This window comes from Pseudomonas tumuqii, from assembly GCF_013184545.1.
Lineage (GTDB): Bacteria > Pseudomonadota > Gammaproteobacteria > Pseudomonadales > Pseudomonadaceae > Aquipseudomonas > Aquipseudomonas tumuqii.
In genome coordinates, this window is record NZ_JAAOJA010000018.1 from 20,894 (window position 1) to 33,666 (window position 12,773).

Genomic DNA, 12,773 nt, shown 5'->3' on the forward strand with positions numbered 1-12,773 from the left:
CCGCCAGGAAGCTCGGGTCGCCGGTTAAAGCCCCATGAGGACTTTCCAATGAATGAAGTAATTGAGCGCTCGCTCCTCGGTATCTCCACCTTCAGTGGCGCAAGGCATCTGGTTGTGGCATTGGCGGCGTCTGCCGCCATTTGTACGGTTCAAGCTGCAGAGCAGGATCCTGCTCTGCTAGGTACCGAGCTGACTCCGTTGGGCGGCGAGGTTGCGGCAAGCACCGATGGGGCAATTCCGGCCTGGACTCCACCCGGCCCGCAGGGTGGGGACTGGACCTACGGTGAGGTGCGTGGCCAGCACTGGAAGTTCAAGGACGACAAGCCGCTCTACAGCATCGATGCCAGCAATGTCTCGCAGTATGCGAGCAAGCTGTCGCCCGCCCAGCTGGAACTGTTCAACAAGCTGCCGGGCTTCCGCATGGACGTTTACCCCACCCGCCGCAGCTGTGGCGTGCCGGATTTCGTCGCCGAGAACACCAAGAAGAATGTTGGCTTCGCCACCCTGGACGGCGATGGCCTGGCCCTGCAGGACGCTCATGTACCGGGAATTCCCTTCCCCATGCCCACTACCGGTGCGCAGGTGATGTGGAACATGAAGATGCATTACCGCGGCGTCGGCTTCGTCATGGCCAAGACGATCTCTGGCATCTCGCCGCGCAAGGCCGGTGGTGACTGGCTGCGTACCTCGCTGGACTGGAACATGTACACGCCGTGGGGGGAGAAGGGCAGCGCGCTGTTCTCGTCCTATGACCGGCTGGAAACCGCCACCTACTTCAGCTACTACGAACCGGTGTCCCTGGCTGGACAGGCCGGTGTGCTGAACACCAAAGCCGGTGAGGAGACCTCCACCTTCTATTACTTCCCCGGTCAGCGTCGTGTACGTCGTATGCCCGCCTACTCCTACGACGCGCCACAGATCGGTCTCGACAACCAGTACACCATCGATGAGTCGAACATCTTCTATGGTCCCCTGGATCGCTTCGACTGGAAACTGATCGGCAAGCAGGAGCTGATCGTGCCCTACAACGCCTTCGGGGCCTATGACACCTCGGCCAAGATCGAGGATGTGGCTCAGCCTGATTACTTCGCGCCCGAATACCGTCGCTACGAGCAACATCGTGTCTGGGTCGTCGAGGCCACGGTGCGTCAGGGCATGCGTCACCAGGCACCGAAGCGGGTCTTCTACATCGATGAAGACAGCTGGAATGGTCTGCTGGCCGTCGACTACGACAAGCAAGGGCAGATCTGGAAGGTGCGTGAAGGTTACCTGATCCCGACCTACGAGACCGGCGGTTGTGATGTCGCGGCCCAGGTCCAGTACAACCTCGTCGATGGGCGCTACCTGTACGACATGACCTCCATCGGCGTGGGCAAGAAGGATCATCGCTGGTTAACCGAGAGTGAGGGAAGCCCGCGTATGAAGCGCGACTTCTACACCTCCGACAACCTGCGGACCATCAGCGAACGCTAATTGCGAACTTCGGGAGCCGACATGAAAAGAATAATTTCTAAAGCATCAGGTCTGGTCATTGCGTGCACAGCACCGCTGGCCATGGGCTTCACCTTCGAGACGGAGAATATCCGCGGTTCGTTCGATTCCACCATTGGCTGGGGCATGGGGGTGCGCACCCAGTCTGCCGGGTGCGATCTGATCAATGCCGGTGCGACCGGGCACGGCGCTCCTGGTGGATGTCTCGATCCGACCGTCTCCGGTATCGGCGATCAGGGCAACCTGAACTATGACAAGGGTGACCTGTTCACCAACTACCTCAAGGGCGTTCACGAGCTGGTGTTGAAGTTCCCCAAGGACTTCACCTTCATGGCACGCGGCACCTGGAAGCGTGACTTCGCCGCCACCCACACCACGGGGGCGCTGGGTGCCGAAACGCAATTCTGGCAATCCATGGGCTCGGATATCGGTAGCGACGGGCTGACCGATGATGCGCGTGACGAACTGAAGTTCAAGGCGCGCCTGCTCGATCTGTGGGTGAGCAAGAGCTTCGATGTGGCGGATCATCGGGTGCGGGCGCGCCTGGGTAACCAGGTGATCAACTGGGGCGAGAGTCTGTTCGCCATTGGTGGCGTCAATGCCACCAACGCCTATGACTTCCAGGCGCTCTCGAGCCCGGGGGTGCAGCTCAAGGAAGCCGTGCTGCCGGCCCCGATGCTCAGCGTCGCCACGGGGCTCGGTTACGGCGTGAACGTCGAGGCCTACTACCAGTTCGCCTGGAACAAGAGCGAACTGCCACCGGTGGGCAGCTACTGGTCGACCTACAACGTGATCGGCGAGGGTATGGAAGCCTACGGCTATGACGACAAGGATGCCCGTGACAGCGGTCAATGGGGGCTCTCGGTGCGTTGGCAGCCGGAAGATAGCGACGTCAACTACGGCTTCTACGTGATGCGCTATCACGACAAGCTGCCGCAAGCGCGCTACAACCAGGCTACCTTCGCGCCCACCTGGGTCTACCCGGAAGACCGCATGCTCTACGGCATCAGTGCCAACCTGCCGGTTGGCGACTGGGCCGTGGGTACCGAGCTGTCCTATCGACCCAAGGAGGCGGTACCACTCAACCCCTTGCCCGGCCTCGCATTTGGCCCTGCGCCTTGTTCGGGACGGGGAGGGGAGTGCTGGAAGGACACCAAGAAATTCCAGTGGCACCTGACCGGTATCTACAGCCTGACCAACGCCAACTCCGCGGACTTCCTCGACTTCACCGGGGCCAGCACCGGTACCTTCCTGTCGGAACTGGTGCTGGTGAAGTATCCGGGGCTGCACGACAGCTACGACGGCGAGCTGGTCGCCCCGGGGGCCAACACCTGGACCGAGGATATGTCGAAGTTCCCACCCAAGGGCCACGGCGACGCGACCTCCTCGGGGATTCATCTCGACTTCAGCCTGAGCTATGACAGCACCCTGATCCCGGGCTGGACGGTGACGCCGGGTATCTACTACCAGCGCTCCCTGGGCAACGGTCGCACGCCGTCGATTTACTCGACCTATGGTCGGGATGCCAGCGCGATGAATCTGTATCTGAATCTCGTGCGCAACCCGGGCACCTGGCAAGTCACCCTGAACTACGCGAAGTTCAACGATGGCGATACCCCTTACGATCAGTTGCTGCATGATCGTGACTATGTCGGCCTGGCGATTTCGCACTCTCTGTGAGGCATGTTGTGAATACTCCTGTAGTAGATAAGTCCGACAAGGGGGGGCGTGGCGTGCTGCCACGCCTGGAGGGCTGGCTGTTCCGCCAGCGCCGGCTAGTGCTGGTGCTGCTCGCCCTCTTCACCCTGGGCATGGCCTGGTTTGCCGTGCAACTGCGCATGGACGCCGGCTTCGAGAAACAGTTGCCGATAGGCCACGAATACGTCGATACCTTCCAGACCTACCGCAACGATCTGATCGGGGCGAATCGCCTGACTATTGTGGTCAAGGCCCGAGAGGGCTCGATCTGGAACGTGGCCGGGCTCAAGCGGCTGTACGACGTGACCCAGGCCGTGACCTTCCTGCCGGGGGTCTCGCGCAGCAGTGTGCAGTCGTTGTGGACGCCCAATTCTTTCGTCAACGAGATTACCGAGGAGGGCTTTCGCGCCGATCCGTTGATCCCCGGCACCGTGACGCCCGAGCGTCTCGACCAGGCGATCATCGACAAGATCGCCAACTCCACGGCCCAGGGCGGCTTCGTCGGCACCCTGGTCGCGCGCGATCAAAGCAGTGCGATGATCACCGCCGAGCTCAACGAGCTCGACGCCAGTGGCGGGCAGCTGGACTACGTGGCCTACAACCAGGTCCTGGAGCAGCAGATTAGGGCGCAGTTCGAGGACGACGCGTTCGAGATCCAGATCATCGGTTTCGCCAAGCAGATCGGCGACATCGCCGATGGCGCGTCGGCCGTGCTGGAGTTCTGCCTGCTGGCGCTGCTGCTGACCGCCGCGGCGGTCTACTGGTACTGCCATTCTGTGCGCTTCACCCTGCTGGCGCTCGGCTGCTCGCTGACCTCGCTGGTCTGGCAGTTCGGCAGCCTGCGCCTGCTCGGCTACGGCCTCGACCCGCTCGCCGTGCTGGTACCCTTCCTGGTGTTCGCCATTGGCGTGTCCCATGGTGTGCAGCAGATCAACTACATCGTGCGGGAAATCGCCTGCGGCAAGAGCGCCGAGGAGGCGGCGCGCTCCAGTTTCAGCGGCCTGCTGATTCCGGGCACCCTGGCGTTGGTAACGGCCTTCGTATCCTTCGTGACCTTGCTGCTGATCCCGATCCCGATGGTGCGTGAACTGGCCATTACCGCATCGCTTGGCGTGGCCTACAAGATTGTCACCAACCTGGTGATGCTGCCGCTGGTGGCGTCGATGCTGAGCATTGACGCTAGCTATGCCAAGGCCGAGGAGGTCTCCCGCGAGCGCCGTGCACGCTGGCTGCATGGGCTGGCGCGGCTCGCCGAGTGGCGCAATGCCCTGCTGGTGCTCGGCGTCGCCCTGCTGGTGTTTGTCGCGGCGATCTGGCAGAGCCATGACCGGGTCGTCGGTACGCTGCAGGCCGGTGCGCCAGAACTGCGCGAGGACGCTCGCTTCAACCGTGATGCGGTGTCCATCGCCGCTAGCTACGACATCGGTCTGGACTGGCTCAGCGTGGTCTTCGAGATCGCACCGGATGAGTCCGGTGAGGTCACCGGTGCCTGCGAGAACGTGGCCCTGGGGCAGTACCAGGATCGTTTCGTCTGGGCCATGCAGGGCGTTCCCGGGGTGCTGTCGGTCTCCTCCTTCTCCAGCGGCATGCGCCAGTTCAACGAGGGTTACAACGAGGGGAATCCGAAGATGAGCGCGGTCCCCATCGATACTATGAACTACTCCTCGCTGGCCACCGAGGTTGCGCGTATCTCGGGCATCATGCGCGCCGACTGCAGCATGACTGCCGTGCACCTGTACCTGGCGGACCACAAGGCGACCACCATCAACCGCGTGCTCGAGGCGGCCAAGGCGTTTCGCGCCGAGTTCCCCATGCCGGGCGTCTCGGTGCGTCTGGCATCGGGCAATGCCGGCGTGCTGGCGGCCATCAACGAGGAGGTGGAAAAGAGCGAGACGCCGATGCTGCTGTACGTCTACGCCGCCATCGCGCTGCTGGTGTTCGCCGTCTACCGTGATCTGCGCGCCGTGCTGGTGTGCTGCCTGCCGCTGACCATCGGCACCTTCATCGGCTACTGGTTCATGAAGGAACTGCAGATCGGCCTGACCATCGCGACGCTGCCGGTGATGGTGCTGGCAGTGGGTATCGGTGTCGATTACGCCTTCTACATCTACAACCGCCTGCAATTTCACCAAGCCAATGGTCAGCCGATCGTCAAGGCCGTAGAGCATGCGCTGCTCGAGGTAGGCGTGGCGACCATCTTCACCGCCATCACCCTGGCCATCGGGGTGGCTACCTGGGCGTTCTCCGAGCTCAAGTTCCAGGCCGACATGGGCAAGCTGTTGGCCTTCATGTTCATGGTCAACATGGTCATGGCCATGACCGTGCTGCCGGCCTTCGCCGTCTGGCTGGAGCGGGTGTTCCCGCGCAAGCGCCCGGTGCGCATGATCGGCGCCCTGGCGCATTGAGGAGAGACTAGATGCGATACGCGATTTTCTTGATGGGCGCGCTGCTCGCGGCGGCACTGCCATTAGCCGCTCTGCAGGCAGAACCGCTGCGGGCCGAGCGCGCTGTCATGGCGAGCCATGCCAGCGCGGCGGCCATGCTCGATGCCGCATGGGCGGGGGAGCGTCTGGTGGCCGTGGGCGACCATGGCGTGGTGTTGCTGTCCGACGACCAGGGCAAGAGCTTTCGTCAGGCCCGCTCGGTGCCGGTTTCCACGCCGCTGACCGGCGTCAGTTTCGCCGACGCGCAGCATGGCTGGGCGGTCGGTCACTGGGGGGCGATCCTGGCCAGCAGTGACGGCGGCGACTCCTGGCAGATCCAGCGGCTGTCCAGCGAAGAAGACCGCCCGTTGTTTGCCGTGCACTTCTTCAATGCCCAGCGGGGCGTTGCCGTAGGCCTCTGGTCGTTGCTGCTGACCACCGATGATGGCGGAAAGACCTGGCGCGAGCAGGCGCTGGACGCTCCGCCAGGCTATGGCCGGGCCGACCTCAATCTGATGGGGTTGTTCGCCGACGCCAAGGGCGGCCTGTATGCCACCGCCGAACGCGGCCAGGTGCTGCATTCCGGCGACTTCGGCAGGAGCTGGCGTTACCTGGACACCGGCTATGAGGGCACCCTGTGGTCGGGCGCGGCGCTGGCTGATGGCTCGCTGCTGGTCGGTGGCCAGCGCGGCACGCTGCTGCACGGCTCGGCAGACGGGCGCAGTTGGCAGCGTGTGCCGCTGCAGAGCAAGAGCTCGGTCACCGCCATAGTCGCCGCGGGGCGTCAGGTGCTGGTCGCCGGCCTCGATGGCTTGCTGGTACATAGCCGCGATGGGGGCCGCTCATTCCAGCGCCAAGACACCGTGGATGGGGTCTCGCTGACCGCCGCTCTGCTCGCTGACGGTGCTCGGCCCGTCTTGTTCTCCCGTCGCGGCGTGATAGCTGCATCGGGCCAGTGACGGGCTAGCTACCGCTGTTGCCGGCGACGGCCGCGCCGCGACCCGCCAGCCTATTGTTGAACCCTTTTCAGGGGCCTTGCCGTCATTCGACGCTCGGCTCCTTTTTTGTGGCCCGCCATCCCTGGCGACCACCCTTCGGGCCGTTGCGAGGCGACGTCAAAAACTTCTCCCGGAAGTTTTTTGCGACTGTGTACAGAGAGGAAGGCTTATGTTTGCCGGAAGAAAACTGAAGCGATTGGCTGAGGAAGTCAGCCTGAAAATATCGTCATTGTTGAACGGCCAGTCGGACCAGGCGTCATACCGGTGCGACCTGATCGGTCGCTATCCCGAGCTGCTCGATAGCTTCGCTAACCTGGAGCGCTGGTTTGGTCGTCAGGCCGAGGCCGCTGCAGTGACGACTCCACTCGATGAGGAGAGTGCCCTGGTCCGTGAGTTGCACGAGTGTCTGCAGAGCGCCCGAGACGAGTTGGGGCACCTGCGGGGTGAAATCGAAGACGGCCGGCACAAGCGGCTTGCCTTGGATGAACGACTGGCCGCGTGCACAGAGCGGGAAGAGGTCTGGGAGGTGACCCGGAACCTGCTGACGGAGGTTTGCTGGGAACTGGTCATCGTCGATGGGGACCCGGCTCACCCGGACAACCAGCTGCGCTGGTCGCAGCAGTTTCGCGATCTGCTGGGCTACTCGGAGCGGGACTTCCAGAACGACCTGGAAGGCTATTACTCGATCGTCAATCCGGATGATCTGAACCGGGTTGTGGCGGCGTTTACCAAGTACTTGCAGGCCGGCGATATTTCTTCGCCCTATACGGTCGAGTACCGGATGAAACACAAGAGCCGGGGCGAGCTGTGGTTCCGCGAGCGCGGCCAGGGTGTCCTCGACCGCGATGGCAAGCTCTGCCGGATTATCGGTGCCGTGCGTGACATCTCGGACGAGCGGCTCGCGGCGACCATTCGCGCACGCGAACTGGCAGGCATGCAGACTTCCTACGAGCAGATTTCGCAGGTGGTGAGTGTTATCAAGGGTATCGCCGACCAGACCAACCTGCTCGCGCTCAATGCGGCGATCGAGGCGGCCCGCGCCGGCGAACAGGGCCGTGGCTTCGCCGTGGTGGCCGACGAGGTGAAGAAGCTCGCCGGCAGGACCCGCGAGGCCACCCAGAAGATTCAGGAAATGTTGACCGCCAGAACGGTCTAGGGGGCAGGCTCAGGCAAAGGCGCGACTCCAGGACTGGAAGTCGCGTCCCGAGATCGGCTTGCTGATGCAGTAGCCTTGGGCCTCCTCGCAGCCCCAGCCGGAAAGCATGTCCATGGCCTCGGTCGACTCCACCCCTTCGGCGACCACCTCGATACTCAGACTATGGGCCAGTTCGATGATCGACTTGACTATGGCAGCCGACTCCTTGTCCCTGCCCAGGCCACTGACGAAGGATTGATCGATCTTGATGTAGTCCACCGGCAGTTTTCTCAGATAGGACAGGGAGGAGTAGCCCGTACCGAAGTCATCGATGAATATCTTGAAGCCTGCCTCGCGCAACTGCACGAGGACCTGCCGGGCGGCCGCCAGGTCTTCCATGATGCAGCTCTCGGTCAGCTCGAACTGAATCCAGTCCGGGGTGCCTCCCCAGGTTTGCAGTGCACGCGAGATCTGCTCAATGAGCTGCGGGTCGCGGATGTCGTGGGGGGACAGATTGATCGCAATAGGAACGGCCCGACCCGCGTCATGCCACAGGTGGCTTTCCCGGACCGCGGCGGCCAATACCCAGTACGTCAGCCTGGTGATCAGACCCGCGCCCTCCGCGAAGGTGATGAACTGGCTGGGGCTGATCAGGCCTCGTTCGGGATGTTCCCAGCGCACCAGGGCTTCCACGCCGCTGACCCGCTTCGAGCTCATGCGCAGCTTGGGTTGAAACAGCAGGCGCAGTTCGTCTCGCTCGATGGCGCGCCGCAGATCGGTCATCAGGGCCAGCCGCTGGGCGTTTTCGCTATCCAGCGAGCCGGCGTATATCGCCACTTTTTCCGCTCCGCGCTTGGTGCCGTAGCGTGCGATATTCGCCCGGCGCATCAGGGCATCGGGGTCGTTGCCATGTCCGGGGAACAGCGTGATGCCGATGCTGCAGTCGCTGTGGACCAGCAGATCGTCCAGGGCCAGGGGGGCAGTGAGCGTCTGCGCTACGTTGTGCGCTATTTGCATCGCGTGACTGGCATCCTTACCCGGCAGCAGCAGGGCAAAGGAAGATTCGGCGATCCGGGCCAGCGTTTCCATCGGCTCGCCTCGCTCTCGCAGCCTGTCCGCGAGCGCTTGCAGGAGCCGGTCGCCTTCGCGGTAGCCGAGGGTTTCGTTGACTTCCCTGAAGTTGTCGACCTCCACATGCAATAGGGCCAGCGGGGCGTGTGAGTCGCCCGATCGGGCAATGGCGGCGCTCAGGGCCTCGCGCATGGAGAGTCGATTGGGCAGGCCCGTAAGTTCGTCGAAGTAGGCCATTTTCCATATGCGCTCTTCGGCGCACTTGAGCTCGCTGATGTCGGAGATAAAGCCTTCCAGGGCCAGCACTTTCCCATCTGCGGAGTAGACGCCGCATCCTTTGTCCCAGACCCATTTGGTCTGGCCTGCTGGCGTCTGGATTCTGTAGGTAGACTGGTAGGGTTGTCGTTTCTTCAAGGCCCGGGTGACCCCACGGCGGAGCGCGGGAAGGTCGCCTGGGTGAATGATGTCCGCCATCTTGACCCGCCCTTCGATCAGATCGCTGGCGGCATATCCGGTGAGCTGCAGGCAGCCTTCGCTGACCATTTCGAGGTGCCAGGAAAGATCGCTGCGACAGCGATACGCCACACCAGGGAGATTGCCTATCAGGGTCTGCAGGGTGCGCTGACTCTCGCGCAGGTCATCAATCTCGGCCAATTCCTGGGCGAGCCGGTCCGCCAGCTCACGCCGACCGGTCCACTGCTCAATCGAGCCGGCGATTTGCCGGGCCAGCAAGTCGAGGGCCTCGAGCTGCGAGGCGTCGAGGGCCTTGGGGAGGGTGTCAGCGACCGCCAGTACGCCGATTACGTCGCCTCCCGCCGGTGCAATGGGAACGCCGGCGAAGCACTTGATGTAAGGCGGCCCGGCCACCAGGTCGCAGTGGCGCAGGGGCTCGCTGGTCGAGGCATCCGCGACCTGAACCCGTTCGTTGGCGGCGTCTACGATGACGCTCAACGAACCTTTCCAGGGTATCTCGCCATTGCCCATGCCCAGCATCGCGCCGCACCAGTCACCGTCTTTGCTTGGAAAAGTCAGCATGACCATTGGCACCTGGCAGGCGATCGCCGCCAGCTTGATGCAGCTGTCGAGTTCCGCGGCGGGCAAGGGCGCGCGGATAGCACGAAGCTGAACAGCTGCCATCATCGGCTCCTCCATCGGACAAGTATCGGCGCGCTAGTGGGAGGTTCCTGCCGTACTGCTGCCAGGCAGCCAGTGCGCGCAGGGAGGGCTAACCAGGCTCTGCTATTAGTGTAGCCGTGGAGTCGGGACGGCATGTCGGCGATTACTCGGCATGGCACCTTGTCTTCCGGGTGGATGAATAAAAAAAGGCCGAGAGCCATATTTAACGTCGCTTGCGACGGCCCGAAGGATGGCCGCCAGAGATGGCAGGCCATAAAAAAGCGCGGCTTACGCCGCGCGAACGCTCAACGTGGTCGCGGGGCAGGGTGAGCCGGCCCCGTTGGAGAGGGGGCTAGAACTGATCCGCAGTCAGTTCGTAGAGGTTGTCAGCGCCGCCGCGCATGCAAGCGATCAAGCCTTCGATACGCGGAAGAATGCGCTTGAAGAAGAAGCGTGCGGTGGCCTGTTTCGCCGAGTAGAAGCTCGGGTCTGAGGCATGTTTGGCCTTTGCCGCGCTGGCCATTCGCGACCAGACGTAGGCATAGGCGACGTAACCGAACAGGTGCAGGTACTCCACCGAGGCGGCACCCACCAGGCGAGAGTCCTGCTCGGCTTGGTCTCGTACCCAGTCGCTGGACTCCTCGAGCTGTTGCACGGCATCCAGCAGCGCATCGCGATGCTCAACGCCGGGCTCATCGGCGTAGAGACGGACTTCCGTGAGGAACTCGTCCAGCGCCTTGCCGCCATCGGCGAGAACCTTGCGTCCCAGTAGGTCCAACGCCTGAATGCCGTTGGTGCCTTCGTAGATCTGGGTGATGCGGCAGTCGCGGATCAGCTGCTCCTGGCCCCACTCGCGGATATAGCCGTGGCCGCCGAAGATCTGCTGGCCGTGCACGGTGGTTTCCAGGCCCATGTCGGTGAGGAAGGCCTTGGCCACCGGGGTGAGCAGGGCGACCAGCTTCTCGGCGCGCTTGGCGACGGCGGCGTCTTCGCTGTACTTGGCGATGTCGAGCTGCATGGCGACGTAGCTGGAGAAGGCGCGGCCGCCCTCGTTCAGTGCCTTCATGGTCAGCAGCATGCGGCGCACGTCCGGGTGGACGATGATCGGGTCGGCCGCCTTGTCCTGGGCCACGGGACCGTTCGGGGCGCGGCCCTGGATCCGCTCGCGGGCGTATTCGACGGCGCTCTGGTAGCTGCGTTCGCCCAGGGCCAGACCCTGGATGCCGACGCCCAGGCGCTCGTAGTTCATCATGGTGAACATGGCCGCCAGGCCTTTGTTCACTTCGCCGACTAGGTAGCCGGTGGCTCCGTCGAAGTTCATCACGCAGGTGGCCGAGGCCTTGATGCCCATCTTGTGCTCGATGGAACCACAGGAAACCGCATTGCGTTCGCCCAGCGAGCCGTCGGCATTGACCATCACCTTGGGCACGATAAACAGCGAGATGCCCTTGGGCCCGGCCGGCGCGTCCGGCAGCTTGGCCAGCACCAGGTGGATGATGTTCTCGGTCAGGTCGTGCTCGCCGCCAGTGATAAAGATCTTGGTGCCGCTGACCTTGTAGCTGCCGTCGGTCTGGGGTTCGGCCTTGGTGCGGATGATGCCCAGATCGGTGCCGGCGTGCGGCTCGGTCAGGCACATGGACCCGGCCCAGATGCCTTCGTACATGTTCGGCAGGTACTGCGTCTTCAGCGCTTCGCTGGCGTGGTTGAGGATCGACAGGCAGGCACCGGCGGTCAGCATCGGGTACAGGCCGAAGGACAGGTTGGCCGAGTTGACCATTTCCTCGACCTGGGCACCGATCACCTTGGGCATGCCCATGCCACCGAACTCCGGCGAGCCGCCCACGCCGACCCAGCCACCCTCGGCGTAGGTCCGGTAGGCCTCGGGGAAACCGGCCGGGGTCGTGACCACGCCGTCGCTCCAGGCGCAGCCTTGCTCGTCGCCGCTGCGGTTGAGCGGTGCGACGATCCCAGCGGTGACCTTACCGGCTTCCTCGAGGATGGCTTGGGCGGTGTCCATGTCCAGGCTGTTGGCGAGCCCTGGCAGGGCAGCCCATTGGGTGCCGACGTCGAAAACCTCAGTGAGGAGGAAGTGGATATCGCGCAGCGGTGCCTGGTAGTTACTCATGGTCGGATCTCCAAAGTCGACAAGGGGGTGGTGGCCGTCAGCAGGCGCACCAGGGTCTCGCAGCGCTGCCGTTCGCTCAGCGGGTAGCGCGAGAGCCACAGTGGCAAGTGCTCGAGCAGCTCCAAGGCCGCAACGTTGGTCTGCCCTGAGCTGATGCAGCCGGCGCTACTGAGCAGCGCATGGAGCTTGTGCTGCACCTGCTGGCGCAGCCGATCGATGTACTGCCGTTGGCTCGGCTTGAGGCAGCCAGCGTCGCGGACTGCCAGCTGGAAGTGCAGGGGGTGGGATTCATGGAGCGCTATCAGTCGCTGGATCACCGCCTGCAGGGTCGCACCGGCCGACTCGCGCTGGTGTCGACGGTCGAACAGCGACAGCAGCGCCATGTAGTGCTCCTCGATGAACTCCTGGAGCAGCTCCTCCTTGCTGGAACAGTGGTTATAGAGCGAGCCGGCGGTCAGTTCGAGGTGGCTGGCCAGTTCCCGCAGGCTGACCTGGGCGAAGCCGCGTTGGGCAAACAGTTCCAGGGCCCTGGGGCGGTTGCGCTCGAAGCGCGAGCCGGTACTGCCGGTGCGCGAGATGGGTGCCAGGCACGTGGCTGTGTTCATGTTGCAACCCCTCAAAGGCAGTGTTCGGGACCGGAGTGTCGCGACGGTGCTGACAAGGCGCGCCGAAGAGGGCGGTCGGGTGCGCAGAACCCTTGTCGTGGGTTGGGTTCT

At 63.4% G+C, this 12,773-nt stretch carries 7 protein-coding genes and 2 pseudogenes; 6 read left to right on the top strand and 3 right to left on the bottom strand.

What is annotated here, in order from left to right:
* The first annotated feature begins 48 nt into the window (after window positions 1-48).
* The 6 genes and pseudogenes from G9C89_RS22435 to G9C89_RS25650 all read left to right on the top strand — a co-directional run.
* Window positions 49-1,473 carry a DUF1329 domain-containing protein gene (locus G9C89_RS22435; RefSeq protein ID WP_172152416.1) on the top strand — a complete coding sequence of 475 codons (1,425 nt, stop codon included), beginning with the start codon at window positions 49-51 and terminating at the stop codon, window positions 1,471-1,473.
* A 21-nt stretch (window positions 1,474-1,494) separates the two neighbouring features.
* Window positions 1,495-3,171 (top strand): DUF1302 domain-containing protein, encoded by a 1,677-nt coding sequence (locus G9C89_RS22440; RefSeq protein WP_315852840.1) that lies wholly within the window; start codon window positions 1,495-1,497, stop codon window positions 3,169-3,171.
* Between the two features lie 8 nt (window positions 3,172-3,179).
* On the top strand, window positions 3,180-5,594 hold the full coding sequence (locus G9C89_RS22445; protein WP_315852841.1) for an efflux RND transporter permease subunit: 2,415 nt from the start codon (window positions 3,180-3,182) through the stop codon (window positions 5,592-5,594).
* 11 nt (window positions 5,595-5,605) lie between these two features.
* Complete coding sequence (locus tag G9C89_RS22450; protein WP_172152418.1) at window positions 5,606-6,571, top strand: WD40/YVTN/BNR-like repeat-containing protein; 966 nt, start codon at window positions 5,606-5,608, stop codon at window positions 6,569-6,571.
* A gap of 208 nt (window positions 6,572-6,779) precedes the next feature.
* Window positions 6,780-7,496: pseudogene (locus G9C89_RS22455) on the top strand (PAS domain-containing protein); the annotation flags it as partial.
* A pseudogene (locus G9C89_RS25650) lies at window positions 7,485-7,748 on the top strand (methyl-accepting chemotaxis protein); the annotation flags it as partial. The pseudogenes G9C89_RS22455 and G9C89_RS25650, both read left to right, overlap by 12 nt.
* Window positions 7,749-7,775: 27 nt before the next feature.
* On the opposite strand, the gene G9C89_RS22460 reads toward G9C89_RS25650, so the two are convergent.
* The 3 genes from G9C89_RS22460 to G9C89_RS22470 form a co-directional block, all read right to left on the bottom strand.
* Window positions 7,776-9,956 (bottom strand): putative bifunctional diguanylate cyclase/phosphodiesterase, encoded by a 2,181-nt coding sequence (locus tag G9C89_RS22460; RefSeq protein WP_172152422.1) that lies wholly within the window; start codon window positions 9,954-9,956, stop codon window positions 7,776-7,778.
* Between the two features lie 328 nt (window positions 9,957-10,284).
* A complete protein-coding gene (locus G9C89_RS22465; protein ID WP_172152424.1) occupies window positions 10,285-12,057 on the bottom strand; it encodes an acyl-CoA dehydrogenase C-terminal domain-containing protein in 1,773 nt (590 codons plus the stop codon).
* Window positions 12,054-12,662 carry a TetR/AcrR family transcriptional regulator gene (locus G9C89_RS22470; protein ID WP_172152426.1) on the bottom strand — a complete coding sequence of 203 codons (609 nt, stop codon included), beginning with the start codon at window positions 12,660-12,662 and terminating at the stop codon, window positions 12,054-12,056. The genes G9C89_RS22465 and G9C89_RS22470 overlap by 4 nt, the downstream gene beginning before the upstream one ends.
* Window positions 12,663-12,773 lie beyond the last annotated feature (111 nt).

Excerpts from the sequence above, each read along its gene's own strand:
- G9C89_RS22460 (WP_172152422.1), bottom strand. The coding sequence starts at position 9,956 with ATGATGGCAGCTGTTCAGCTTCGTGCTATCCGCGCGCCCTTGCCCGCC.
- G9C89_RS22440 (WP_315852840.1), top strand. The coding sequence starts at position 1,495 with ATGAAAAGAATAATTTCTAAAGCATCAGGTCTGGTCATTGCGTGCACA.
- G9C89_RS22450 (WP_172152418.1), top strand. The coding sequence starts at position 5,606 with ATGCGATACGCGATTTTCTTGATGGGCGCGCTGCTCGCGGCGGCACTG.
- G9C89_RS22470 (WP_172152426.1), bottom strand. The coding sequence starts at position 12,662 with ATGAACACAGCCACGTGCCTGGCACCCATCTCGCGCACCGGCAGTACC.
- G9C89_RS22465 (WP_172152424.1), bottom strand. The coding sequence starts at position 12,057 with ATGAGTAACTACCAGGCACCGCTGCGCGATATCCACTTCCTCCTCACT.
- G9C89_RS22435 (WP_172152416.1), top strand. The coding sequence starts at position 49 with ATGAATGAAGTAATTGAGCGCTCGCTCCTCGGTATCTCCACCTTCAGT.